The organism is Romboutsia sp. BSD2780061687b_171204_C1 (assembly GCF_015560225.1).
In the GTDB taxonomy this organism is placed as follows: Bacteria; Bacillota; Clostridia; order Peptostreptococcales; family Peptostreptococcaceae; genus Romboutsia_C; species Romboutsia_C hominis.
In genome coordinates this window covers 25,585-51,715 of the sequence record NZ_JADMRK010000002.1, presented here as the reverse complement: position 1 = coordinate 51,715, position 26,131 = coordinate 25,585, and the positions used below count along the sequence as shown (strand labels likewise).

Below are 26,131 nucleotides of genomic sequence, written 5' to 3'. Positions count from 1 at the left end.
AGGAGATATTATATGGAAATTAGAAAAGCTTGGATAGAGGCTGTAGACAAAAGAATATCTAGAAGAACTTTTAGTGATAGAGAAATAAGTGATAGTGATATATTAACATTAATTAATTTGATAGATGAAATAAATAAGGAATCTTCACTTAATATACAATTTATAAAAAATGGAGATGAAGGCTTAAATGGATTTAAGGCATCTTATGGACTTATAAGTGGTGCTAAATCTTATATAGGCTTAGTTGGAAATAGTAAAAATTTAAATTATAAGCAAAAAATAGGATATTATGGAGAAATGATAGTACTTCAAGCTGTAGCTATGGGACTTTCAACATGTTGGATTGGGGGAACATATGATAAAAAAGAATGTGAAAAACATATTAAATTTAATGATAAAGAAGAGCTAGTGTGTATAATAGCTATAGGTCATTCACCTAAAGAACTTTCTATAAAAGAGAAAGTTGTAAAATCTATAAGCAAAGGAAAAAATTCTGATATTATAATAGAAAAAGATGAAGAATTACCGGATTGGGTTTTAAATGGTATAAATCTTTCTAAAAAATCTCCAAGTGCTTTAAATAAAAAAGAAATAGGATATGAACTAAAAAATAAAAAAGTAAAAGCAGTAATAAAAGAAAAAAATCATAACTATGAAGATGTGGATTTAGGAATATCAATGCTTCATTTTGAAATAGGAGCATATGAAAAAGGCTATAAGGGAAATTGGCACTTTGAAAATGGAAGTTATTTATACTATTAATAATATATGAGACGAAAATATATTGCATATAATCTGGCTATGGCTATTTTATCTATAGTTATAGCTATAATATTAATATTAGAACTTACATTAGATTTAAGTTATCAAATTAGATTAGTATTTCAAATTATAGATTTCATAGTTTGGTCAATATTTGTAATAGATTATTTTACTAGACTTTATAAAAGTAAAAATAAGAAAAAATTCTTTAAGAAAAACTTAATAGATTTAATATCTATAATACCTCTTTACTCTATATTTAAAGTCTTTAGAGCTTTAGATATACTAAAAGTAGGAAGGGTAACAAGAGTATCAGAGATAACTCGAGTTATAAGACTACTTGCTATAATAAAACGTACTAATAATGAACTATCAGAATTTATGAAAACTAATAACTTTAATTACACTATAGGTATAGCAATAATTATTGTGCTAATAAGTGCAACCGTAATGTCATCTGTTGAAAATATGAGTTTAGGAGCTGCCCTTTGGTGGAGTATAGTTACATTTACAACAGTTGGATATGGAGATGTATATCCAATAAGTACATTAGGTAAATTAACTGCATCTATACTTATGATAATGGGAATTGGTTTTATAGGTTCTGTTACATCTACACTATCAACTTACTTTATAAAAAAAGAGGTAAGAAAAAGAAAAGCAGAAATGATTAAAAAAAATAGCAAATTGATTCAAAAAAGCCTTGGAAAATCTAAAATTATTTATACTGATAATGTAATATATAGTAAAGAAAATTATAAAAATGAGTTAATAAAAGATATTGTAAAAAGGTTATCTAAGTTTGATGATTTATCTAAAGAAGAGATAAATACAATGTGTAAGGTTTTATTATCATTAAAATAATATGGTGGCTAAAAATAACCCCTCTATAAATATAGAGGGGATTAAATTAGGGTATATAATTGATGCTTAAGGGTATAAGTTTAATGTTTTTTCCAAAAAATTTATACTAACATCTTTTAAAGATGAAGCTTGCGGATTAAAATTTAACTTTCTTAAATATCTATAAAAATCTAAATCATAAACATATATGTTTTCTTCATAAACCCCTTGAAAGTATCTATAGTTTAAGAATTTAGAAAAACCTTCTATTAAGTTTTCTGAGCAAAAGTCTTTATAATTATAAGCATATTTTCCTACTTTATCATACATTTTAGTTAGCTTTTTATCATCTTTTAATTTTTCATAAGCATCTAAAAACTCATCACTATTAACAAAGTATTCAAATATTATATGAGAAAACTCATGAAGAGGAATACTTATTATATCTTTATAAGGCGTATTTTTAGGTATTGTTGATATTAATTTTTTATTGCTTTTAAATCCTTGTGATTCAACAGGATTTAAAGAATAGTAAAATGTATATGAGTAACCATTATCAATATCTAATCCTGATGAACTTTCTATAAAATTTATAATATCTACTTCTTTAGATGCTAAAAGATTATTTATATCATTAGCTTTTTTTTCATAGGAAGCTTTGTTTTTATAAAAATAAGACTTAAAATAATCTTCATAAAAAGATGTAAAAAAATTATCAAACTCCCTACAAAAAGAAGGAGATAAATTTAAATAATTATCATTTAATATAGTTTTAATTATATCTTCTAAAGATGAATTATCATCTAAGCCTATAACGGCATTAGAGTAGCTCCACGAATCATTTGTAGTAAATATATCATAAAGAGAATTTTTCAAATCATCATCCATATCATTATAAGTATCTTTTAACCATATATAATGCTTATAAGCATCGTAAGAAGTACTTTTATATAAATCTTCATTAAACTCTTTTGGATTTTTTACATTGACATTATATAACTCATAAGCTGTTTGAATAAGAGATACTTTAAGTGTTATTCCCTTGACAACTATATCAGACTTGTAATTAGAAGAAGTTGAGTTATTAAAGCCTAAAGCAAAAAAGCTAAAAAAGGTAATTATAGGAATTAGTATTTTTTTTATTAAAATCACCACACTTTATAAGAGTATATATAAGTATTAAATTTTATATTTTAAATTCCTTTTATAACAGTTCAACAGTAAATTATTATAAATTGTGTTAAAATATACCTAAAAATATCTAAATATAAAACAAAGTAAAGATAAAGATTATAAAAGGGTAAAATTAATTATATAAATACTTTATAATTTGTAAGAAATAGTACATAAATAAGTAAAATAAATTTTAAATATGTATACAAAAAAATACTTAAGTAGATTTTATAATTATTAAATATTTATATATAAAATATAAAAATATTATTAAAATAATTGTATTAAAAGAAAATAAATAATAAGAAAATTTAAGTTACACTAAAAAATATCAAAATTCCTCCGAATAATATAAAAAATCATATGAATATATAACATATGGAAAAAGGATACAAATGTTGATATAATTAAACATATAATATTAATAGCAGAATTTAGAAAGGGGGGGAATATGTGACTTTTATAGGTAATAGATATGAACTTTTAAACTGCGATGGGCAACTTGAATTAAATAAAATATATAAAGCAAGAGATGTATTTGACAATAAAAAAGTACTTATAAAGGTAGTTGAACATAATGAGTATATGGAAAGTAATTTTATAACTAACTTAATAGACGAAACTACTATGATAAATAACATACACTCAAAGTACATATCAAAAACCATCGATGTAGGTGTTCACTGTACAGAACTTACAACACTTTATTATATGGTAAGTGAATATTATAATGGAATAACCTTAGTAAATATGATAAATGGGAACTATTTACACCTAGAAGCTATAATAAATATAGCAACTCAGATTGTAAAAGCATTAGAAATACTTCACGAAAATAATGTGTATCATGGAAATTTAAACCCAACTAATATACTTGTAGATAAAGATTATAATATACGCTTATTAAACTTCCAAACAACAAAAGCTAATAATGGAATAAATATAAGAGCTGGGGGAGAGTTTAGATATTTATGTCCACATCAGCTATGCATAAATTTCACTGACTTAGATAGTGATTTATTTTCCTTAGGAATAATACTATTTGAATCTATATTTAAAAAGCTTCCTTTTGAAGAAGGTAAAAATGAGGAAGAAATGCTAAAAAACATAGATAAAGGTATTAATTGGAACCAAAATATAGCGATCAATGGCAATGATAAATTTATAAATATTATAAAAAAATTATTAAGTAGAAATGAAAAATATGAATATTTACAAGATATATTAATAGATTTAAGTAATGTAATGTATGAAAAAGCAGATATAATAGATACTGAGGAAATTAATGAAGATATAGAAGAAACAATAGAAAGGCCCAAAAAAATTAAAAAACGTAAAATATTATTAGCAGTATCAATGATTAGTTTAGTATTTATAACAATACTTAGTATATTATAAGACCACAAAAAGTGGTCTTTTTTATATGTTTAAATGCAAAAATAAAATTATATAAAAATTAAAATTATAAAAAATTAATTTGTAGTAAAAAAAGTAATAATAAAACAGAAAAAACGATGAAAAAGATGAACGAAACTATATTGTTGTAAAAAAAGGTAGATGATATACTTTCAAAGTGAATATAATAAAGTAGCAAATGAGGGGGCAAATAAAAATGAAACTAAGTGCACGTAACCAATTAAAAGGAATAGTAAAGGAAATAAAAATGGGCGCTATAAATGCCAAAGTAACAATAGATATAAATGGTCAAATGTTAACATCTGTTGTTACAATAGATGCTATTGAAGATCTAGGCATTAAAGTTGGAGATGAAGTAACAAGTGTTATAAAATCAAGTTCTGTTATGTTAATGGTTGATTAAGACAATTTGGATAATATGGAAGTAAATGATATAATTCAAATAATTAGCTTATCATTAATAGTAACAACAACAGCAACTATGATAGCTATGATAATTGCAATAGTATTAAGTATAGTTATATACTTAAAAAACTTTAGATTTAAAAAATATATAATAACATTTGTAAATGCACTAATGAGTACACCGCCAGTTATAATGGGGCTTTTAGTGTTTTTAATGTTATCAAGACAAGGACCTTTAGGAGAATTTAAATTATTATTTACACCTGTAGCTATGATAATAGCACAAGCTATGCTTTTGATACCTATGGCTATGAGTTTAATAATAGATTTACTAAATAAATTTGGAGGAGATATTTTAACAACGTGCAAGGTACTTCAAATAGAAGACAAAAATATACCAAAAATATTTTTAAAGGAAATAAAGTATCATCTATTAACAGTTTGTATAACTACATTTAGTAGAGGAATTTCAGAAGTTGGCGCTGTTATGTTAGTTGGTGGAAATATAAAGGGCTTAACTAGGGTTATGACAACATATATAGCACTTTCAACTTCTATGGGGGATTTTGATGAATCTTTGGTAATAGCATTTATACTATTAACAATATCCACAATATCTACAATTATTATAAAGAAATTGCAGTCGGTTATATAAGGAGTAAAGATGATAAGTATTTATGGATTAAAAAAACAAATAGAAAATCAAGGCGTATTAACTGTAGACAATATAAATTTTCAAAAAGGTAAGATATATTCCATAGTTGGACACAATGGAAGTGGGAAAAGCACATTAATAAAAATAATCTACAATATAGAAAATTTTCAAGATGGAAGTATAACTATAAATGATGAATATATAGATAATGAATGTATGAATAATAAAAATATATATAAATATTTATCATATACACCACAAGAAAGTAGATTTTTAAGTGGGAGCTTAATGGATAATTTTAATTATATATATGAATATGGTAAAGAACAATTTATAAAAGACAAATCTTATCTTTATAAATTGATAGATAAGTTTGACTTAAATAAAAAATTAAGTACCAATGTAAAGAAGTTATCTGGTGGAGAAATAGCAAAAGCACAGTTTATAAGAAGCTTAATAATGAATAAAGAGTACAGTTTGCTAGATGAACCAATGGCTAACATGGATTTAAACACTATCAAAAAGGCAGAAAAAGAGATACTTAAATTAAAAGAAGAAGGAAAAACTGTAATATTAGTAACACATGATTTTATGCAAGCAAAAAAAATAAGTGATTACATAGTATTTATGGAAAACTTAAAACATATAGACACTTATGAATCGGATGTATTTTTTAATGGGGTAATGAAATTTTAAAGATTAAGGGGAGAAAAAATGAATAAAAAAATAACCAAATTATTAATGGTAGGTATACTTAGTTTATCTATGGTAGCATGTTCATCTACAGACACAAAAGAAAGTGAAAGTCCAAAAGATATAAAATTAGTTACAACAACAAGTTTAGATGATACAGGATTTTTAGAAGAAACTTTAAAAGATTTTGAAAAAGAAAATAATGTAGATGTTAAAGTTGTAGCAAAGGGAACTGGAGAAGCTTTAGAATTAGGAAAGAGAAAAGATGCAGATGTATTATTTGTACATGCTAAGTCTAAAGAAGAAGAGTTTATAAAGGAAGGTTATGGAGATTCTAGACATGAAATAATGTATAACTACTTTGTAGTAGTAGGTCCAAAAGATGGAAAACATAATGAAAAGATAAGCAAAATGAGCGTTGAAGATGCTTTTAAATATATTAAAGAAAATAATCTAAACTTTGTATCTAGAGGAGATAAATCAGGAACACATACAAAAGAATTATCTATATGGGAAAATATAGGACAAGAAAATTCATTTGAGAACTACAAAGAAGTAGGTAAGGGTATGGCATCTACTTTACAAACTGCTAGTGAAATGGGTGCATATACATTAACAGATATAGGAACTTACTTAGCAACTAAGGAAAATTTAGATTTAAGTTTAGTAAAAGATGCTGATGAAAGTTTAAAAAATGTATATAGTATAGTTACAATAAATGGGTTAGAAGAAAATATGAAAGAAATAACAGATAAATTAGTTGATTATTATAAGTCAGAAGATGTACAAAAATCTATAAAAGAGTATGGAAAAGATAAATATGGAAAGTCATTATTTTATACTTTTAAATAGATAAAAATAAAGCTATCTAAAATAGGTTTTAAACTATAAAATAGTTAATATTACCTAAGTTTTAGGTAGCTTTTAATTTATTATAAATAAAAATTTTTTATTAAGTAGACCTTTTTAAAATTCTAAAAATGTAACTTATTTGTAAATAATTTCCTAAAAATAGTTTACAAATGGATAATAGTTAGCTACTATATAAATATAAAGTTACAAAATAGTTACAAATTAATTTTATAAATGGGGGAATGCTTCTATGAAAAATAAAAAGATAATATTGGGTTTTCTATTTAGTATATGTATATTTGCACTAGGAATGACTAATACATTTGCAGATACACTAGGAGTAGTAACAACTTCAAGATTAAATGTAAGAAGTGGTCCATCAACAAAATATAGGGTAGTTGATAAAGTAGTAAGAAATGAAAAAGTAACAATACTTCAAAACAGCAATGGGTGGTATAAAGTAAAATTACATGATGGAAAAATAGGGTGGTCAAGTACTCGTTATATAAAAGCAAATCAAAATCAATCAAACAATAATCAAAACAATAACGCATCAACAGGAACAACAAATAAAAAAATGAATGTCGTAGCAACTGCTTATACAGGGTATGGTATAACATCAACAGGCCAAAAACCAGTATGGGGAACAATAGCAGTTGATCCTAAAGTAATACCATATGGAACAAAAGTATATATACCTTATTTTAATAAAACATTTATAGCAAATAATTGTGGTGGAGCTATAAAAGGAAATAAAATAGATATATATATGAATAGTAAAAGTGAATGTTATAACTGGGGAAGAAGAACAATTGAAATTCAAATACTAGGAAAATAAATACTACAAAAAAGCAAACAGAAAATTTTTAGTTTTCTGTTTGCTTTTTTTTTGAAAAATTTATTATGTAAAATAATAACTGATATATTATTTTCAAAATAGGAAAAAAATAATATAGACTTATTAATCAATATAAGAAGGTGAAGTTATTGAAAAAAGGAGTAAAAAAATTAATTGTAAGTATTGTCATCTGTGCATTTTTAACTCCTACTTTTAGTTATTCTGATGACAACAATAGAGTAGATAAGTTTTCAAAATCATCAATACTTATAGACCAGTTAACTGGAAGAGTATTGTATGAAAAAGAAGCAGATGCTAAAAGACCACTAGCAAGTTTAAGTAAGATGATGACCTTTTTACTAGCTATAGAAGCTATAGAAGAAGGAAAGGTTAAAAAAGATGATATTATAACTGTAGACAAATCTATAGCTAAAGTAAGAGGATCTAGTTATCATTTAAAAGAAGGTGAAAAAATACCTTTAATTGAACTTATGAAAGGTCTAATGATAGTATCAGGAAATGATGCAGCAGTGGCAATAGCAAAACATATAAAAGGAAGTGAAGAGGAATTTGTAAAGTCTATGAATGAAAAGTGTATAGAATTAGGTATGACAAATACTCACTTTGTAAATCCACATGGACTTCCTATATATGATCTTAATGATAAAACAAAGCCACCAAAAGAAAATATATCAAGCGCAAGAGACATTGCAAAGCTTGGAAAGTTTATGTTTGATAATTATGAAAAACAAGTTGTAAGTATAACTAATATGAGAACATATAGTTATCCAGAAAGAGATTTTTGCAAAAATAACACAAACTCAGCATTAATGAGTACATCACCAAATGTAGATGGAATTAAAACAGGATATACAGGAAATGCTGGATATTGTTTATCTTTTTCTATGATGGTAAAAGAAGATAACAATAATGAAAAAGAGCATAGACTAATAGGAGTAACACTAGGTGCAAATCATAAGCAAAAAAGATTATCAGCAGCTCTTAGTATGCTAAACTATGGAAAAGAAAATTTTAGCACCCAAAAGGTAATGGACAAAAATAAATTAATAGGTAAAAAGTATATAAAAGGCATAGATGAACTAGAAATTAAATTAGTAACAGACAAAGAATTATATACAATATTATCTAAAGAAGAAAAGCTAAAATCTCAAATAACTTTTAAAGAAATAAAATACCCAGTTAAAAAGGGAGATGTATTAGGGGTTATAAAATATTTTACAGATAGTGGTGAAGTATTAGGTAGTGTAAATATAGTAAGTGATAATGATATAGATAAAGTAAGCTTTAAAAATAGAATAAAGATGATATTTGCTGACTAATAATATGTATAGAATATATAAAAATAAAGAATAATTTATAATAGAAGAGATAGAAATTTTCAAACAAAAACAAATGAAAAAAATAAACATAAAATCAATCATAAAATATATTGTATTTTAAAATTTGATATGATATACTACTAAAGGTAAAAAAATAAAATCACACACGGCAATGGGATCCTAAAAAGGTGCCTAATAGGTTTTTTTGGGAGTTGATCATGCCGGAGGTTAAAAACCAGGAGGAAAAAAATGTCAGTAATATCAATGAAACAATTACTTGAAGCTGGTGTTCACTTCGGACATCAAACAAGAAGATGGAACCCTAAAATGTCTAAATTTATATTCACAGAAAGAAACGGAATATATATAATAGACTTACAAAAAACTGTAAAGAAAGCTGAAGAAGCTTACAAAGCTATGAAAGAAATAGCTGAAAGCGGAAAGCCAGTTTTATTCGTAGGAACTAAGAAGCAAGCTCAAGATGCTATAAAAGAAGAAGCTGAAAGATGTGGAATGTTCTACGTTAACGAAAGATGGTTAGGTGGAATGTTAACAAACCACAAAACTATACAAACAAGAATAAACAAATTAAGAGAATTAGAAAAAATGGAAAACGAAGGTGTATTCGACGTTTTACCTAAAAAAGAAGTTATAAAATTAAGAGCTGAAAAAGAAAAGCTTGAAAAATACTTAAACGGTATGAAAGATATGCCTGAATTACCAGGAGCTATGTTCGTAGTAGACCCAAGAAAAGAAAACATAGCTATACAAGAAGCTCACAGATTAGGAATCCCAGTATTCGGTATAGTAGATACTAACTGTGATCCAGATGAATTAGATTACGCTATACCTGGTAACGATGATGCTATAAGAGCAGTTAAATTAATAACTGGAGCTATGGCTAACGCTATAATAGAAGGTAGACAAGGTGCTGAAGAAGAAGTAGAAGAAGAAGCACAAGATCAAGAATAATCTAAATCTAATCTACAAAATTAAAAGGTAAGGGTCACCCTTACCTTTACTAGTATATAGGAGGAACTCAAAATGGCTATAACTGCACAAATGGTTAAAGAATTAAGAGAATCTACAGGCGCAGGAATGATGGACTGTAAAAAAGCTTTACAAGAAGCTGAAGGAAATATGGAAAGAGCTATAGATATACTAAGAGAAAAAGGTTTATCTAAAGCTGCTAAGAAAGCTGATAGAATAGCTGCTGAAGGTTTAGTTGCTATAGAAATAAATGAAGATAACACTGTTGCTTCAATAGTAGAAGTAAACTCAGAAACTGACTTCGTTGCTAAAAACGAAGATTTCAAAACTTTCGTTAAAGATGTTGCTTTAATGGCTTTAGCTACAGAAAACACAGAAGTTGCTGAATTATTAGCTGAAAATCATGCTGAAGGTGTACTTTCTGAAGTATTAAACAACAGAATAGCTACAATAGGAGAAAAATTAGACGTAAGAAGATTCGCTAAGATATCTACTAACGGACAAGTTGCTGGATACATCCACGGTGGAGGAAAAATAGGTGTTTTAGTTGAAATGATAACTCCATGCAGAGATGCAGAAGTTATAGCAATGGGAAGAGATATAGCAATGCAAGCTGCTGCTATGAACCCAAAATACGTTTCAAGAGATGACGTAGATCCAGAATACATAGCACATGAAACAGAAATATTAACTCAACAAGCTTTAAACGAAGGAAAGCCAGCTAACATAGTTGAGAAGATGATAAAAGGAAGACTTGAAAAGCAATTAAAAGAAGTTTGCTTATTAGAGCAACCTTTCGTTAAAAACGGAGATTTAACTATAAAGCAATTAGTTGCTGAAACTGCTAAGAAGTTAGGAACTGAAATAGCTTTAGGAAACGTAGTTAGATTCGAAGTTGGAGAAGGTATAGAGAAGAAAGAAGAAAACTTTGCAGAAGAAGTTGCTAAGCAACTTAAGTAATGACCAAAGGAGAACACTTAAGTGTTCTCCTTTTTTTAAGGAAAAGACATTATATTAAGCTAAAAGCTTTATATAATGTTAAAAAAATACAAAAACAATAGCAAAATAAGATAAATGTAAATTTAGGGAGGATTTTCTAATGATCGAGCCAAAATACAAAAGAGTACTACTAAAACTTAGTGGAGAAGCATTATCTGGTGATAGAGGATTTGGAATAAATAACGATATAGTAAATGATATAGCACTTGCTATAAAGAAAATAAGAGAAATAGGTGTAGAGGTATCTGTAGTTGTAGGTGGAGGAAACTTCTGGAGAGGAAGAACTTCTGAAGGAATGGATAGAACTACTGCAGATTACATAGGAATGTTAGCTACAGTTATGAACTCTATGGCACTTCAAGATGCACTAGAAAATATGGATGTACAAACTAGAGTACAAACTGCTATAGAAATGAGACAAATAGCAGAACCATATATAAGAAGAAAAGCTGTTAGACACTTAGAAAAAGAAAGAGTAGTAATATTTGGTGCAGGAACTGGAAATCCATATTTCTCAACTGACACAGCAGCAGCACTTAGAGCAGCAGAAATGGAAGCTGAAGTAATATTACTTGCTAAAAATGTTGATGCAGTATATGATAAAGATCCAAAGGTTCATGCTGATGCAGTTAAATTTGATGAATTAACTTACTTAGATGTACTTCAAAAAGAATTAAAAGTAATGGACTCAACTGCTACATCTTTATGTATGGATAATCAAATACCTATAAAAGTATTTGAATTATCAACAGAAAACATAATGAAGGCAGTTATGGGAGAAAATATAGGTACAACAGTAAAATAGAAACTAAAATTATGGCTAAAGTATTTTATATAATGTAAAATTAGCATATAATGTTTATATAGATAAAAATATTTAGGAGGAAAAATATGAAATTAGATATACATAAGAACTTAGAAGCTAAAATGGCTAAGACAATAGAAGCATTAAAATATGAATACACTACAATAAGAACAGGAAGAGCTAATGCTCAAATGTTAGATAAAATAAGAGTTGACTACTATGGAACACCAACTCCAATAAACCAAATGGCAGCAGTATCTGTTCCAGAAGCTAGAACTTTAATGATAAATGCTTGGGACAAATCTTCTATGGCTGAAATAGAAAAAGCTATAAGAAACTCTGATTTAGGACTTAACCCAACAAATGATGGTGAAGTTATAAGAATATCAGTACCAGCATTAACAGAAGAAAGAAGAAAAGAGTTAGCTAAAAAAGCTCATAAAACAGCTGAAGATTTCAAAGTAAGACTTAGAAATGAAAGAAGAGATGCTAACGATAATTTAAAGAAAATGGAAAAAGATGGAGAATTAACTGCTGATGAACTTAAAAAAGCACAAGATGAAGTTCAAAAGATAACAGATAAATTCATAAAAGAAGTAGATGTTGTTGCAGCTGCTAAAGAAAAGGATATAATGGAGGTATAATATTGGAAAAATATTATAACCTATTAGGCCTTCACTTAAATGATGTTTTAGACACATTTAAAGACAAAAACATAAAATATACCATAGAAGAGATAAAGGGTAAAAAAGATCAAGAAGCTTTAATAGTTCCTAAGGTCATAAAAATATCTGAGACTTCTGAAGGTATAAAAATATTAGTAACATACTTTTCTGACTCCTTAAAATAGGAGTCAGATTCGTATTTAGGAGGTACAATATGCATTATGATATAGATTTAGACAGAGTACCTAATCATATAGCTATAATAATGGATGGAAATGGAAGATGGGCAAAGGCTAGATTTCTACCAAGAACAGCAGGACATAAAGCTGGTGTAGAAACTATTAGAAAAGTGCTAAAAGAATGTAATAGACTAGGGGTAAAAACTTTAACATTATATGCATTTTCAACTGAAAATTGGAAAAGACCAAAGCTTGAAGTTGATACTTTAATGACCCTACTTTCAACATATCTAAAAAATGAGGTAAGGGAACTTCACAAAAACAATGTTAAAATAACAACAATAGGTGATACATCTAAACTTCCAAAGGCATGCATAGATGAATTAGAAAGAGCATATGAATTAACTAAGTACAATACTGGAGTTAATCTAAACTTAGCACTTAATTATGGTGCAAGAAATGATATAAAAGATGCTTTAGTAAATATACTAAAAGATGAAAAATGTGGTAAACTAAGTATAGATGAAATAACAGAAGATACAATATCTAGTTATTTAAGTACAAAGTCTATAAGTGATCCAGATCTTATAATAAGAACTAGTGGAGAAGAGAGATTAAGTAACTTCTTATTATGGGAAGCAGCATATTCTGAATTTTACTTTACAGATGTTCACTGGCCAGACTTTAACGAAAAACAACTACAAAAAGCCATATATGAGTACCAAAAAAGAGACAGAAGATTTGGTGGCCTAAAGTAAGGAGATTAATTTATGCGTACAAGAATTATTGCAGGTTTAGCATTAGTACCATTATTTATATTCATTATAATTGGGGGAATACCACTATATTTAGCAGAACTTTTAGTAGTATCTATTGCACTTAATGAATTTTATAAAGCTTTTAAATCAAAGGAAATACATCCAATTTATTATATAGGATATATATTTTCTATATACTTGACATTTAAAAATATATTTAATTTAAGATTAGAGTATACATATGCAGTAGCATTTATATTATTTTTAATATCAATAATTAGCTTATTAAGATGTAAAAATAACATTATAGATATAGCTATAACTTTTATGGGTATTATATACATAGCAATATTTTTAGATTTTATAGTATTAACATTTAAAGATTTTGAATTTGGACATTTATATGTATGGTTAATATTTATAATATCATTTGCAACAGATACATTTGCATACTTCAGCGGATATTTATTTGGTAAGCACAAGCTTATACCAAAAGTAAGTCCTAAAAAAACCATAGAAGGAAGCATAGGTGGAATACTTGGAAGCACAATTTGTTGTATAGTATTTGGATATATATTTAATATAAATATATTACCATTAGTTATAATTGGGAGTGTAGGAAGTATAGTAGCACAATTTGGAGATTTATTTGCATCTTCAATAAAAAGATACGTAGGAATAAAAGACTATGGTAAACTAATACCAGGTCATGGTGGAGTATTAGATAGATTTGATAGTGTTATACTAGTAGCACCATTTATATACTATGCAATATCATTTTTTATAATATAAGTCTTAGTTAAATACTAAGGCTTATTTTTATATACTAATGTATTATAAAAAATGACCTGTGGTAAGTTTTGATATATAATAAAGAGTATAATGAGAAATACAAAAAAGACAATAAAAGAAATATTATTAGATAGGTATGATGAATTTAAGAAAGATATGTGGCATAGAGTTCCAAAAGGAATGAGAAGCCATATAGATGAAAAGGTTAATAAATAGAATGTACAAAAAATAGCCGAATAGATTTTATGTTAATGCTCTAAGGTTATTAAGAGATACTAGTCAAGCAATTAAATATATAGGTAGATATTTAGGAAGCAGCTACAAATTAATATAGAATAAAATCATATGATGGTAAAAATATGGAATTTTGGTACAAAGATGAAGATAATAAACGAGTAGAGGTATCTATGTCAGTATTAGAATTTATAGGAAAGATAACACAGTAAATACATAAAAAGAGATTTAAAACAGTAAGAAGGTATGGTTTATGGTATCATATAAAAGACAATAGCCATAAGGAGGCTAAAGAGAATGACTCCATAAGAGAAAGAATTTTATTATCTAATAAATAGAGACAGAATGTATAATTATTATTGTTAGGTGTGTAAATATGAAGAAGAAGTTCCTGAAATTTGTGTAGATAAGTTAGGTGAATATGAAGAAATTGAATTAGATGATGGTACAATAGAGTACCGAAGCGAAAGGCATGTCAATTTTGATATGTACTAATTGTGATGCAGATTTTTATTATAAAGATAGTTAAAATAAAAGTGGCGCTAACAACTCAAGATCCCCCTTAGGGGATTTTTTTATTTCTTTAATCAATTTATTAATTATCATTTGAATTATTTCAATATATTTTTATATTTAGTATGATTTATTCTTTATAGAAATTTATCTGATTTATAGTAAATAATATAAGCGCTAACAAATATAAAAATAATAAATATTAAAAGTAAACCTACTAGTCTGTAAAATTAGAGTAATATTTGTACATTTATTAGATATAAAAGCTGTAATCATTTTTTTGATATTTTTATCATATAATAAAATGATTATACAAACAATTTATTTATACAAAGAATTCGTTTTGTACTATATAAAGGAGTGGATGTATATGCATTAAACATAAAAATAGAAATAATAAAAAGAATTGTAATAAGATTTTTATCACGTGATAAACCGAATTGTATAGAAGGGGGAATTAAAATTTATATTATAGTTTTATGTGTGTTTATACTTCTGACACTAGGAGTAATAGAGAAATATAATCACGAAAAATATTTAAAATCAATAAAAACCAGAATAAATGTAAATGGAATAAGAGGAAAGTCTACTGTAACAAGGCTAATAACAGGAATAATAAATGAAGCAGGTTACAAAAATATTGGAAAAACAACTGGTACAGCAGCAAGAATGATTTATTGGTTTAAAGAAGAAGAGAAAATAATAAAAAGAAAACCACAGGGACCTAATATAGGAGAACAGATTAGAGTAGTTAAAGAAGTAGCTAAACTAGGTGCTGAATCATTAGTATGTGAATGTATGGCAGTAAACCCTGAGTATCAATATGACTTTCAAAATAAACTATTGAAAGCAAATATTGGTGTAATTGTTAATGTATTAGAAGATCATATGGATGTAATGGGACCAACATTAGATCAAGTTGCCCAAGCATTCACAAATACCATACCATATAATGGATATTTAATTACTATAGATGGCCCGTACACAAAATATTTCCAAGAGATAGCAACTCAAAGAAATACCAAAACCATAATTGCAGACAATTCAAAAATAAGTAAAGAATTTTTAGACAGCTTTGATTATGTGGTATTTCCGGAGAATGCTTCACTAGCATTGGCGGTAGCAGAAGCATTAGGTATAGATGAAGAAACTGCTTTTAGTGGAATGAAAAATGCACATCCTGATCCAGGAGCTATGAGAATCACTCAAATAGGCAATGACTTAATAAAAGCTTATTTTGTAAATGGATTTGCAGCAAATGATCCATCATCAACGCTTTCAATATGGGAAAATGTATGTGAAAAAGGTTATAATGTAGAAAATCCTATAATAGTAATGAATTGCAGATCTGATAGAGTTGATAGAACTAAACAATTTGTAAAAGATGTACTACCATATATAAAAATAGGAACATTGATATCAATAGGAGGATTAACATCTCCAATTGAACAAGCATTTATAGATGGTAAATTTCCTAATATAAATAAATATATGAATTTAGAAGGCTATTCAACTGATGAAGTTATTAAAGAGATAATACCAATTATAAATAATAATATACTTTATGGAATAGGTAATATACATGGTGAGGGAGAAACTTTTATAGAAGCTTTATATGATATTGAAAACTATATATGTGAAGACTTAGAAGAACAGTTAGTTTAAAGCTAAGATGTTAAGTAATATACATTTAAAATCGTTTTTGGGGGAGAATTATATGTTTGGAACAGATTTATATATAGCAATAGTTTTAGGATTGACACTTAGTTTGATATTTGCAGAAGTAACAGGAATAACACCATCAGGGCTGATCGTGCCAGGATATTTATCTTTAATAATAGACCAACCTATATCTATAATATTAGTATTTATAATATCAATATTAACATATATAATTGTGAATTTTGGAATATCAAAATATGTGATATTATATGGGCGAAGAAGGTTTGTAGCCATAATAATAGTAGGGATATGTTTAAAATTAATATTTGACCTTATGTATCCATATATGCCATTTGAAATATATGAATTTAGAGGAATTGGGTGTATAGTTCCAGGGTTAATAGCAGGAGCGATATATAAGCAAGGTACAAAACTAACTATAGCAAGTACATTATTAGTTAGCTTTGTGATCTTTGGAATAATGAATATATCATATATAGCCTAAGGAGAAATAATATGGATAGAGAGTTGAAATTAAAAGAAAAATTACAGATATATATTAAAAATCAGAAAAAGTTAAGTTTAAAAGGAGCTATATCTATATTATTAATATGCACAACTTCAATCATAGTAATTAGTGAATTAAGAGACATATATGTTGATAAGAAAATAGAATATAAAAGTACTAAGGGAGATTCAATATTTAAAGCTAGTTTCATGGGAGATATAATTATGGGAAGAAATATAAAAAAATTAGGGGATAAAGTTGGATATTCAGAACTATTTAAGAATGTATCGAAAATATATGAAGATTCAGATTATATAAGTGGAAACTTTGAAACGCCGATACTTACAAAAGAATATACAGAATATACTAAGGCGAATAAGAATATACACTTAAGCTCTACGACAGAAAGGGCAGAAGTTATAAAACAAGAAGGTATTGATGTAGTAAGTTTATCGAACAATCATGCATATGATTATAAAGAAGAAGGATTAAAAGAGACCATAGAACTACTAAAAAAGAATGATATTAAGTATGTAGGGGCAGGTAAAAACATAGAAGAAGCAAGAGTATATGATATAGAGAATGTAAATGGAGTAAAAATAGCTAATATAGGTATTTCAGACGTAATCCCATATGAAGCTAGTGCAATGAAGAATAAAGAAGGAATATTAACTTCTACTAATAAAGAGAATCTAAAAATTATAGAAAAAGCAAAGAAAGAAGCTGATTTAGTAGTTGTAAATATTCATTGGGGAGAAGAATACTCTCTAAATTCTAATGAGTACCAAAAAAATCTTGCTAGGAAAATGATAGATATGGGAGCGGATATAATAATTGGCCATCATCCACATGTTATACATAGCATTGAAACGTATAAGGATGGAATAATATTTTATAGTGCTGGAAATTTTATATTTGACCAAGGGTGGAGTAGAACTAAGGATAGTATAATAATAAATTATACATTAAGCAAGGAAGGAAAAGGCCAATTTGAAGTGGTACCACTAAGAATAGTTGAGGGTGGACCTGTTATAACTAACAATAAATTATATACTAGTAGAATACTAGGTATATTAACAAAGGAATTAAAGGAAAGTGATAATTGGAGGATAGAAGAAGACAAGCTAATTATAGATGCAACGGGAATATAGATTTTAGCTTTATTAAAGTTTGAATATAGGAGTTTAAAATTGAGTAGAAAAAAAAATGGGATACCAGAAACAATATTAATAATAACTTTAATAATTGTTTTAATAACAATAATAATACCAAATCAAAATAAAATTAAGGATATGCAAATTGAAATCAATACTAATAATAAAATGTATAATAATGAATATGGAGTAAGTGCATCTAATGAAATAGCAACAAATGTAGGTATGGAAATTTTAGAACAAGGAGGAAATGCAGTAGATGCGGCTATTGCTATAGCATATACACTAGGGGTCGTAGAGCCATATGCATCAGGAATAGGTGGAGGTGGAGGGATGTTGATATATTCACCTGAAAATGAAGAATTAAGTTTTTATAATTATAGAGAAACAGCGCCTATAACTCAAGAAAATAAAAATAGCGAAATAGGAGTTCCTGGCTTTGTAAAAGGAATGGAGGTTATACATAAAGATTATGGAACAATAGAATTATCTAAGTTGATAGAACCGGCAATACATTATGCTAATGATGGTTTTAGGGTGGATAGTAGTTTGTATACTAGATTAAAAAGGTCGAAATTTAGATTAGATACAGAAAAATTAGATATATTTTATAAAGATAATAAATCTATAAACATAGGTGAAAAATTAATTCAAAAAGAGCTAGGCAATACATTGACTGAAATAAAAAAACATGGTATTGAAGCATTTTATAATGGAAAAATATCAAATGAAATAGAAAAAAATACTAACATAGTTAAAGAAGATTTAAAACAATATACAGTAGTAAAACAGAAGCCAATAAGAGGAATGTATAGAGGCTATGAAATAATATCAGCACCACCACCATTTTCAGGAATAACCTTAATACAAACACTTAAATTATCGGAACTATTTGAAATAACATCTGTAGATAGAGAAAATAAATATTATATGAAAAAAATAAAAGACATAAAGGAAATAACATATAAAGATAGATACAAACAAATAGGAGATCCTAATTTTTATGAAAAGAATTATGATGTTTTAACAAGTGATAAATATATAAATAGACTTTATAATAAAAATAGAAAATCTACATATATAGAAAATTATAATGAAGAAGAACATGAAAGTACAACTCATTTTACCGTTATAGATAAAGAAGGGATAATAGTTTCATGTACAAACACTTTAGGTAACTTTTGGGGAAGTGGTGTTTATATAAATGGTTTCTTTATGAACGCTACGTTAAATAATTTTTCAGAAAAAGAAGATAATATAAATAGCTATGAAGCTGGTAAGAGACCAAGAACATTCACAAGTCCAACCATAATAAAAAATGAAGAAGAGATACTAGCACTAGGTTCATCAGGAGGAAATAGAATCCCTCAAATCTTATCCCAGGTAATAATTGATAATATTTGTTCAAAAACAGATATACAAGAGGCAATAAATAAACCTAGGGTAATAATAGAAGAAAATGAAATTATTAAGGAAGAAAATTTTAGATTTAATGAAAATGAAGATAGGGCATATTATGGTTCTGTACAAGCAATAGGGTATAATAAATATTTAGGTATGTATGGAGGATGTGATATAAGAAGACCTGGAAGATTTTTAAAGAAATAATAAACCTGATTCATCTTAAATTTTATTAAGATGAATCAGGTTTATTTGGTTACTAAATTATTTTTCATTTATAATACTATTAATATAAGTAGCACTATAAATAAAAATTTATTTCTCTATACTTTGATCTTTATTCGTGAACTTATTAATTTTTCTAGAGGAGTTTTTTCATAAAAACAATTTTAAGTGAAATTAAATTTAAATATGATGAAAAAAACATAAATAGTGTTATAATATAATAATGTAAATAGTAAATTATAGAAAGGGTATTAAAATGAAGAAAATATCAATACTAGGGTCAACTGGATCAGTAGGTAAACAAACACTAGACGTAGTAAGACAACATAAAGATAAATTTGAAGTAGTAGCAATAAGTGCAAATAGTAGTGTAGATTTACTATTAGAACAAATAAAAGAATTTAAACCAAAATACGTAGCAGTATACAACGAAAGTTCATACATAAAATTAAAATCGATGATACCATTAGACATAAATATAGAAGTATTATGTGGTATGGAAGGACTAAAAACTATATCATCACTTCCTGAAATAGATGTATTATTAACTGCGATAGTAGGAATGATAGGGCTTGTCCCTACACTAGAAGCAATAAAAGCTGGAAAAGATATAGCACTAGCTAACAAAGAAACATTAGTATGTGCAGGGGATTTAGTAATGAGTGAAGCTAAAAAAATGGGAGTAAGTATACTTCCAGTAGATAGCGAGCACAGTGCAATATTCCAATGCTTAAATGGAGAAAATAACAAAGAAATAGAAAAAATAATACTAACAGCATCAGGTGGACCATTTAGAGGAAAAACTAAAGAAGAACTTGTAAATGTAACTAAAAATCAAGCATTAAAACATCCAAACTGGTCAATGGGTAGAAAGATAAGTATAGACTCATCAACACTAATGAACAAAGGGCTTGAAGTAATAGAAGCAAAATGGCTATTTGGTGTAGAACATGACAAAATAGATGTAGTAGTACATCCACAAAGTATAATACATTCAATGGTACAATTCATAGATAGTTCAGCAATAGCACAACTAGGATGCCCTGATATGAGACTACCTATACAATATGCACTATCATATCCAAATAGAATAGAATGTGACTTTGAAAGATTAGATTTAGCAAAAATAGCTACATTAACATTTGAAAATCCAGACATGGATACATTCCCATGCTTAAAACTAGCATATGAAACATTAAAAATGGGTGGAACATATTCAGCTGTATTAAATAGTGCTAATGAAATATTAGTTAGTGAATTTTTAGAAGATAAAATAGGGTTTTACGATATACCAAAATACATAGAAAAGACCCTAGAAGCACACACTAGCATAGAAAAGCCAACTCTAGAACAAATATTAGATATAGATAAATGGGCTAGAGAATATGTAAGCGGCTTAATAAAATAAGCTTTATAGATTAAGTTAATTAAATATAAAAAAGAGGTGGTAAATTGACTATAATAGCAGCAATACTATTATTTGGTGTAATAGTATTTATACACGAATTAGGACATTTCCTGTTTGCTAAAAAAGCAGGGGTAACAATACATGAATTTTCAATAGGTATGGGACCTAAAATATACAGTAAAACTAAAAACAATACAATGTATTCAATAAGATTACTTCCATTAGGTGGATATGTAAGTATGGAAGGGGAAGATGGAGAAACAAATGACCCTAATGCCTTTGGTAAAAAAACATTACTACAAAGGGCAAGTATATTATTTGCAGGGCCATTTTTTAACATAATATTTACAGTAATATTATTAATACCAGTATTTATGTTTATAGGGACACCAACTAATTCAAATGTATTAGGAGAAATATCTCAAAATAGTCCAGCACAAAAGGCAGGACTTATGGCTAATGATAAAATATTAGACATAAATGGTAAAAAAATAAATTCATGGGAAGATATATTAAATACACTTCAAACTACAGATGGTAAAAAAATAAATATAACAGTAGATAGAGACGGTAAGACTAAAGACTTTAATATACAACCCCAAAAAAATGAACAAGGAAGATATGTAATAGGAATAGCACCAGAAAGAGATAAAAGTATACTAAATGCAATACCAAGTGCATTTACTGGAACATATGAAATGCTTAAGCAAATGGTATTATTCTTAGGACAATTAGTAACAAATTCAGTACCTGGAGGAGCTGCAAATGCTGTAGCAGGACCAGTTGGAGTAATAGGAATAGTTTCAGATGCAGCAAAAATGGGTATACCAAATCTTATGTACATAGGAGCAATGATAAGTCTAAACTTAGGAGTGCTTAATCTACTTCCAATACCAGCACTAGATGGAGGAAGATTAGTAATGCTAGGAATAGAAGGTCTAAGAGGTGGGAAAAAACTAGACCCAAACAAAGAAGCTATGATACATACAGCAGGCTTTATGTTATTAATGGGACTTATGCTATTTGTAACATACAAAGACATACTTAGATTATTCTAAAATAAATAGTATAATAAATAGGAGGTGGGTGGATAGATACAAATCTATAATCCACCTCTTTAATACTACATAGGGCCAAATAATACATAAAATACTAAAGAGGTGAAGACATGTATAAAAGAAGACAATGTAGAGAAGTAAGCGTTGGAAATGTAAAAATAGGTGGGAATAACCCAATAAGTATACAATCAATGACAAACAGTGATACAAGAGATGCAAATGCTACAATAGCACAAATAAAAAGACTAGAAGAAGTAGGATGCGATATAGTAAGGGTAGCAGTACCTGATATGATTGCAGCAAAAAACATAGGTGAAATAAAGAGAAATGTAAACATACCAGTAATAGCAGATATACACTTTGACCATAGATTAGCTATAGAAGCAATAGACCAAGGAGTAGATGGAGTTAGAATAAACCCAGGTAATATTGGTAGCATAGAAAAAGTAAAAGAAGTAGTAAATAAATGTAAAGAGAAAAACTTAAAAATAAGAATCGGCGTAAATGGTGGTTCACTTGAAAAAGAACTACTTCAAAAATACGGTAGTGCAACAGCAGAAGCACTAGTTGAAAGTGCAATGGGCCATGTTAAAATACTAGAAGACTTAGATTTTAGAAATATAGTAATATCATTAAAATCATCAGATATATACAAAACACTAGAAGCATATGAATTAATATCTAAAAAAGTAGACTATCCACTTCATATAGGTATAACAGAATCAGGAAGTGTTAAAAAAGGAACTATAAAATCATCAATAGGAGTAGGAGCATTACTTCTTAAAGGTATAGGAGATACTGTAAGAATATCACTAACAGGAGATCCATGTGAAGAAGTAGTAGTTGGAAAAGAAATACTAAGAAGCTTAGACTTATTAAATGATAAGATAAAAGTAGTATCTTGCCCAACATGTGGAAGATGTAATATAGACTTAATAAGCGTGGTAAATGAAGTAGAAGAAAAAATAAGCAAAATGGATAAAGATATAACAGTAGCTATAATGGGATGTGCAGTAAATGGTCCAGGAGAAGCAAGAGAAGCTGATATTGGAATAGCTGGTGGAAAAGGTGAAGGACTATTATTTAAAAAAGGTGAAATAGTTAGAAAAATAAAAGGCGATGATTTAGTAAAAGAGCTAATGGATGAAATTGATAAATATTAATAATAGGAGGGTACTTGAAAAAGTACTCTTTTTTTATTAGTATTATTAGTTTTATTTTTAATCTTTTAAGTATACTTTTTTAATATTTTAATATATGCTATCATATAACTATTATTTTATAGATTGGAGGAGGTTATGAGGAAGAAAATATTTTTAACCTTAGCTATATTATGGATGTGTGTAATCTTTTATATGTCTAATCAACCATCTCACATATCATCAGCTCAGTCTAGTGGTGTTATAAACGCCCTTAGCAATGTACCTGTAATAGGCGCTGCTATAGATATTATGATGGTCAATGGTATTGCTCAGTTTGTTATTAGAAAAAGTGCCCATATGTTTTCATATGCAATTCTTGCTATACTTTGGTTTATGAGTATATATGAAAGTAACAAATATATTAAAAAGACATTTATTACATCTTTATTTTTTACTTTTATATATGCTTGTACTGATGAAGTTCATCAATTATTTATACCAGGTAGAAGTGGTGAGATTAGAGATATTTTAGTAGATTCTACAGGGGCTATTATTGGACTTTGTGTTTTAGTATTAATTATAAAATTTGTTAATAAAAAAAAGCTATAAATTAGTATAGTCTTTTATTTTATACGTATAAGCTCATTATGGAAACTTATTTTTTTTAAGAAATTGATACTATATACTATCATATAACTCTACAGCTATTTTAATTACCTATTATCTATTTTTTAGCAATTTCTTTTACTTATATCTATATAGTAATTAAAACTTTAGATTATTATAGGATACATAAGTGCATAAATTATGATTTTTATAAAAATAATTTTTAAGTTAAAGATTAGTTAAATTGGAATATTTGTATAAATATAATAAAATTATTTTCAAATCATTAAACTAGTGATATACTAGGAATATTGACGATGAAAAATGATTTAATATCATTTTCAATATAAGCTTCATGGAGGATTTTATGAGTAATAATTTAGCAAAATCGGCATTTTGGCTTATGGTAGTTACTATGCTATCAAAGATACTAGGATTTACAAGAGATATAGTCCTAATGTATTTTTATGGAACGAGTGCTTATAGTGATGTATATATAACAGCTATGAATATACCTGTTGTGGTGTTTGCTGCTGTTGGGGTAGCCCTTTCTACTACATTTATACCACTATATCAAGAAGCACTTGAAAATGGTGGAGAAAAAAGAGCTCAAAATTTTGCAAACAATATATTATGTATAGTTAGTATAATAAGTATAATTTTAAGTATATTTGGTTATATATTTGCAGAGCCTATAGTAAAATTATTTGCTATTAGTTTTACTGGGGATAAGCTTGCACTAACTGTAGATTTTGTAAGAATAATAATAGTTGGTGTTTTATTTATAGGTCTTAGTAATATAATGACAGCTTACTTACAAATACAAGGAAACTTCACTATACCAGGTATGGTGCAACTTCCAAATAATATTATAATAATTATATCTATGATAATAGGTGCAGTTACTGATAACTTTGATATATTAGCAATAGGGGCACTTATTGGTATGGCTTCACAGTTTTTATTCCAAGTACCTTTTGCTATAAAGCATGGATATAAGTTTAAGCCTATTGTTAATTTTAAAGATAAATATCTTAAAAAGATGATATGGTTAATACTGCCTGTTTTAATAGGGGTTGCAGTCAACCAAGTAAATGCTATGGCAGATAGAAGTTTAGCTTCAAGTTTAGGTGATGGTGTTATAGCAGCTTTAAATAGTGCTAACAAGCTTAATTTCTTTGTTTTAGGATTATTTATAACTACTATAGGTTCTGTTATATATCCTACACTTGCAAAGCTATCCACTACTAATGATCAGAAAAAGTTTGCAGAAGCAGTATCAACTAGCGTAAACTGTGTAAGTTTAATAATATTACCTATAACTGTTGGGGCAATAGTACTTGCTACTCCTATAGTTAGAATATTATTTCAAAGAGGAGCTTTTGATGAAACATCAACTCAAATGACAGCTATTGCTCTTATGTGTTATTCTGTTGGTATGATTGCTTATGGACTTAGAGATATATTAGGTAAGGTATACTATTCATTAAAGGATACTAAAACTCCTATGATAAATGGTATAATAGCAGTTATTGCTAACATATTCTTTGATGTTACTTTAATGCAAGTATTTGGACTTGGTGGACTAGCACTTGCTACTAGTTTATCTTCTATAATATGTATATTATTATTATTTAGAGGATTAAAGAAAAAGATAAGTTACTATGGACAAGATAGAATATTAAGAACATTTGTAAAATCTTTAATAGCTTCTGTTGTAATGGGTATTGCGACATACTTTGTGTACAAGTTATCTAGTGGTATATTAGGTAGTGGATTTGTACAAGACGTTATAGCTACAGGTATATCTGTATTAGTAGGTGCTATTGTTTATGGTGTACTTGTTAGTAAATTTAGAGTTAGAGAAGTTAAGATGCTTAAGAAGATGGTTATGAAGAAATTAAATAGAGCATAAAATACATTAAACAAAAAGGGGGCATAAGCTCTCTTTTTTTATTTTTATAATATTTTTTATAAAAAATATATATATTTACAAATTTTGTGATAAATTTATGATAAAATTATTTCAGCGATTATGTAACATATTACTAAATT

28 protein-coding genes are annotated in these 26,131 nt (G+C 27.3%); 27 read left to right on the top strand and 1 reads right to left on the bottom strand.

Going from position 1 to position 26,131, the window contains the following annotated elements:
• Positions 1-12 precede the first annotated feature (12 nt).
• Together I2H23_RS05145 and I2H23_RS05140 are read left to right on the top strand one after the other, a co-directional pair.
• On the top strand, positions 13-762 hold the full coding sequence (locus I2H23_RS05145) for a nitroreductase family protein (RefSeq protein WP_166505702.1): 750 nt from the start codon (positions 13-15) through the stop codon (positions 760-762).
• A 6-nt stretch (positions 763-768) separates the two neighbouring features.
• The gene (locus tag I2H23_RS05140; RefSeq protein ID WP_195581224.1) at positions 769-1,626 is read left to right on the top strand and encodes a potassium channel family protein; all 858 of its coding nucleotides are present in this window, start codon (positions 769-771) and stop codon (positions 1,624-1,626) included.
• Positions 1,627-1,692: 66 nt separating this feature from the next.
• Here I2H23_RS05140 and I2H23_RS05135 read toward each other — a convergent pair whose 3' ends face one another.
• Positions 1,693-2,760: a hypothetical protein gene (locus I2H23_RS05135; protein WP_195581222.1), complete on the bottom strand. Its 1,068-nt coding sequence runs from the start codon at positions 2,758-2,760 to the stop codon at positions 1,693-1,695.
• 471 nt (positions 2,761-3,231) lie between these two features.
• On the opposite strand from I2H23_RS05135, the gene I2H23_RS05130 reads away from it, so the two are divergent.
• From I2H23_RS05130 to murJ, 25 genes are all read left to right on the top strand, one after another.
• Complete coding sequence (locus I2H23_RS05130) at positions 3,232-4,176, top strand: protein kinase domain-containing protein (protein ID WP_092925048.1); 945 nt, start codon at positions 3,232-3,234, stop codon at positions 4,174-4,176.
• Between the two features lie 214 nt (positions 4,177-4,390).
• Positions 4,391-4,597, top strand: coding sequence for a TOBE domain-containing protein (locus I2H23_RS05125; RefSeq protein WP_092925050.1), 207 nt, complete (start codon positions 4,391-4,393; stop codon positions 4,595-4,597).
• Between the two features lie 15 nt (positions 4,598-4,612).
• Positions 4,613-5,254, top strand: a complete 642-nt coding sequence (locus tag I2H23_RS05120) for an ABC transporter permease (RefSeq protein WP_195581220.1) — start codon at positions 4,613-4,615, stop codon at positions 5,252-5,254.
• A 9-nt stretch (positions 5,255-5,263) separates the two neighbouring features.
• Complete coding sequence (locus I2H23_RS05115; RefSeq protein ID WP_195581218.1) at positions 5,264-5,950, top strand: ATP-binding cassette domain-containing protein; 687 nt, start codon at positions 5,264-5,266, stop codon at positions 5,948-5,950.
• A gap of 18 nt (positions 5,951-5,968) precedes the next feature.
• Entirely contained in the window at positions 5,969-6,799 is an 831-nt protein-coding gene (locus I2H23_RS05110) for a substrate-binding domain-containing protein (RefSeq protein WP_240275692.1), read from the top strand.
• Positions 6,800-7,049: 250 nt separating this feature from the next.
• Positions 7,050-7,637: a 3D domain-containing protein gene (locus tag I2H23_RS05105; protein WP_092925056.1), complete on the top strand. Its 588-nt coding sequence runs from the start codon at positions 7,050-7,052 to the stop codon at positions 7,635-7,637.
• 140 nt (positions 7,638-7,777) lie between these two features.
• Positions 7,778-8,977 (top strand): D-alanyl-D-alanine carboxypeptidase family protein, encoded by a 1,200-nt coding sequence (locus tag I2H23_RS05100; RefSeq protein ID WP_271932934.1) that lies wholly within the window; start codon positions 7,778-7,780, stop codon positions 8,975-8,977.
• A gap of 249 nt (positions 8,978-9,226) precedes the next feature.
• Positions 9,227-9,949, top strand: a complete 723-nt coding sequence (rpsB, locus tag I2H23_RS05095) for a 30S ribosomal protein S2 (RefSeq protein WP_092925060.1) — start codon at positions 9,227-9,229, stop codon at positions 9,947-9,949.
• Positions 9,950-10,021: 72 nt separating this feature from the next.
• Complete coding sequence (gene tsf, locus I2H23_RS05090) at positions 10,022-10,927, top strand: translation elongation factor Ts (RefSeq protein WP_092925062.1); 906 nt, start codon at positions 10,022-10,024, stop codon at positions 10,925-10,927.
• 139 nt (positions 10,928-11,066) lie between these two features.
• A complete protein-coding gene (gene pyrH, locus I2H23_RS05085) occupies positions 11,067-11,771 on the top strand; it encodes a UMP kinase (RefSeq protein WP_092925064.1) in 705 nt (234 codons plus the stop codon).
• Between the two features lie 86 nt (positions 11,772-11,857).
• On the top strand, positions 11,858-12,415 hold the full coding sequence (gene frr, locus I2H23_RS05080) for a ribosome recycling factor (protein ID WP_092925066.1): 558 nt from the start codon (positions 11,858-11,860) through the stop codon (positions 12,413-12,415).
• Between the two features lie 2 nt (positions 12,416-12,417).
• On the top strand, positions 12,418-12,621 hold the full coding sequence (locus I2H23_RS05075; RefSeq protein ID WP_195581214.1) for a hypothetical protein: 204 nt from the start codon (positions 12,418-12,420) through the stop codon (positions 12,619-12,621).
• A gap of 29 nt (positions 12,622-12,650) precedes the next feature.
• Positions 12,651-13,373, top strand: coding sequence for an isoprenyl transferase (locus tag I2H23_RS05070; RefSeq protein ID WP_092925070.1), 723 nt, complete (start codon positions 12,651-12,653; stop codon positions 13,371-13,373).
• A gap of 12 nt (positions 13,374-13,385) precedes the next feature.
• On the top strand, positions 13,386-14,165 hold the full coding sequence (locus tag I2H23_RS05065) for a phosphatidate cytidylyltransferase (protein ID WP_092925072.1): 780 nt from the start codon (positions 13,386-13,388) through the stop codon (positions 14,163-14,165).
• A 90-nt stretch (positions 14,166-14,255) separates the two neighbouring features.
• Positions 14,256-14,381, top strand: a complete 126-nt coding sequence (locus I2H23_RS15450) for a hypothetical protein (protein WP_271932932.1) — start codon at positions 14,256-14,258, stop codon at positions 14,379-14,381.
• 384 nt (positions 14,382-14,765) lie between these two features.
• A complete protein-coding gene (locus I2H23_RS15445; RefSeq protein WP_271932930.1) occupies positions 14,766-14,894 on the top strand; it encodes a hypothetical protein in 129 nt (42 codons plus the stop codon).
• Positions 14,895-15,308: 414 nt separating this feature from the next.
• Positions 15,309-16,577 carry a poly-gamma-glutamate synthase PgsB gene (gene pgsB / locus I2H23_RS05060; protein ID WP_442970790.1) on the top strand — a complete coding sequence of 423 codons (1,269 nt, stop codon included), beginning with the start codon at positions 15,309-15,311 and terminating at the stop codon, positions 16,575-16,577.
• Between the two features lie 52 nt (positions 16,578-16,629).
• A complete protein-coding gene (pgsC, locus tag I2H23_RS05055; protein WP_195581213.1) occupies positions 16,630-17,079 on the top strand; it encodes a poly-gamma-glutamate biosynthesis protein PgsC in 450 nt (149 codons plus the stop codon).
• An 11-nt stretch (positions 17,080-17,090) separates the two neighbouring features.
• Complete coding sequence (locus I2H23_RS05050) at positions 17,091-18,233, top strand: CapA family protein (RefSeq protein WP_195581212.1); 1,143 nt, start codon at positions 17,091-17,093, stop codon at positions 18,231-18,233.
• Between the two features lie 39 nt (positions 18,234-18,272).
• The gene (locus I2H23_RS05045; protein WP_195581211.1) at positions 18,273-19,844 is read left to right on the top strand and encodes a gamma-glutamyltransferase family protein; all 1,572 of its coding nucleotides are present in this window, start codon (positions 18,273-18,275) and stop codon (positions 19,842-19,844) included.
• Positions 19,845-20,118: 274 nt separating this feature from the next.
• On the top strand, positions 20,119-21,270 hold the full coding sequence (locus I2H23_RS05040) for a 1-deoxy-D-xylulose-5-phosphate reductoisomerase (protein ID WP_195581210.1): 1,152 nt from the start codon (positions 20,119-20,121) through the stop codon (positions 21,268-21,270).
• Positions 21,271-21,314: 44 nt separating this feature from the next.
• The gene (gene rseP / locus I2H23_RS05035) at positions 21,315-22,328 is read left to right on the top strand and encodes an RIP metalloprotease RseP (RefSeq protein WP_166505696.1); all 1,014 of its coding nucleotides are present in this window, start codon (positions 21,315-21,317) and stop codon (positions 22,326-22,328) included.
• A gap of 110 nt (positions 22,329-22,438) precedes the next feature.
• Positions 22,439-23,491: a flavodoxin-dependent (E)-4-hydroxy-3-methylbut-2-enyl-diphosphate synthase gene (gene ispG, locus I2H23_RS05030; protein ID WP_195237489.1), complete on the top strand. Its 1,053-nt coding sequence runs from the start codon at positions 22,439-22,441 to the stop codon at positions 23,489-23,491.
• 135 nt (positions 23,492-23,626) lie between these two features.
• On the top strand, positions 23,627-24,079 hold the full coding sequence (locus I2H23_RS05025; RefSeq protein ID WP_092925080.1) for a VanZ family protein: 453 nt from the start codon (positions 23,627-23,629) through the stop codon (positions 24,077-24,079).
• A gap of 364 nt (positions 24,080-24,443) precedes the next feature.
• Entirely contained in the window at positions 24,444-25,991 is a 1,548-nt protein-coding gene (gene murJ, locus I2H23_RS05020) for a murein biosynthesis integral membrane protein MurJ (RefSeq protein WP_092925082.1), read from the top strand.
• The last annotated feature ends 140 nt before the right edge of the window (positions 25,992-26,131 follow it).

Bases quoted from the DNA above. Each gene is read 5' to 3' on its own strand.
- I2H23_RS05110 (WP_240275692.1), top strand. From the start codon at position 5,969: ATGAATAAAAAAATAACCAAATTATTAATGGTAGGTATACTTAGTTTA.
- frr (WP_092925066.1), top strand. From the start codon at position 11,858: ATGAAATTAGATATACATAAGAACTTAGAAGCTAAAATGGCTAAGACA.
- I2H23_RS05115 (WP_195581218.1), top strand. From the start codon at position 5,264: ATGATAAGTATTTATGGATTAAAAAAACAAATAGAAAATCAAGGCGTA.
- I2H23_RS05105 (WP_092925056.1), top strand. From the start codon at position 7,050: ATGAAAAATAAAAAGATAATATTGGGTTTTCTATTTAGTATATGTATA.
- rpsB (WP_092925060.1), top strand. From the start codon at position 9,227: ATGTCAGTAATATCAATGAAACAATTACTTGAAGCTGGTGTTCACTTC.
- I2H23_RS05120 (WP_195581220.1), top strand. From the start codon at position 4,613: ATGGAAGTAAATGATATAATTCAAATAATTAGCTTATCATTAATAGTA.
- tsf (WP_092925062.1), top strand. From the start codon at position 10,022: ATGGCTATAACTGCACAAATGGTTAAAGAATTAAGAGAATCTACAGGC.
- I2H23_RS15450 (WP_271932932.1), top strand. From the start codon at position 14,256: ATGAGAAATACAAAAAAGACAATAAAAGAAATATTATTAGATAGGTAT.
- pyrH (WP_092925064.1), top strand. From the start codon at position 11,067: ATGATCGAGCCAAAATACAAAAGAGTACTACTAAAACTTAGTGGAGAA.
- I2H23_RS05050 (WP_195581212.1), top strand. From the start codon at position 17,091: ATGGATAGAGAGTTGAAATTAAAAGAAAAATTACAGATATATATTAAA.
- murJ (WP_092925082.1), top strand. From the start codon at position 24,444: ATGAGTAATAATTTAGCAAAATCGGCATTTTGGCTTATGGTAGTTACT.
- ispG (WP_195237489.1), top strand. From the start codon at position 22,439: ATGTATAAAAGAAGACAATGTAGAGAAGTAAGCGTTGGAAATGTAAAA.
- I2H23_RS05065 (WP_092925072.1), top strand. From the start codon at position 13,386: ATGCGTACAAGAATTATTGCAGGTTTAGCATTAGTACCATTATTTATA.
- pgsC (WP_195581213.1), top strand. From the start codon at position 16,630: ATGTTTGGAACAGATTTATATATAGCAATAGTTTTAGGATTGACACTT.
- I2H23_RS05125 (WP_092925050.1), top strand. From the start codon at position 4,391: ATGAAACTAAGTGCACGTAACCAATTAAAAGGAATAGTAAAGGAAATA.
- I2H23_RS05140 (WP_195581224.1), top strand. From the start codon at position 769: ATGAGACGAAAATATATTGCATATAATCTGGCTATGGCTATTTTATCT.
- I2H23_RS05145 (WP_166505702.1), top strand. From the start codon at position 13: ATGGAAATTAGAAAAGCTTGGATAGAGGCTGTAGACAAAAGAATATCT.
- I2H23_RS05040 (WP_195581210.1), top strand. From the start codon at position 20,119: ATGAAGAAAATATCAATACTAGGGTCAACTGGATCAGTAGGTAAACAA.
- I2H23_RS05025 (WP_092925080.1), top strand. From the start codon at position 23,627: ATGAGGAAGAAAATATTTTTAACCTTAGCTATATTATGGATGTGTGTA.
- I2H23_RS05070 (WP_092925070.1), top strand. From the start codon at position 12,651: ATGCATTATGATATAGATTTAGACAGAGTACCTAATCATATAGCTATA.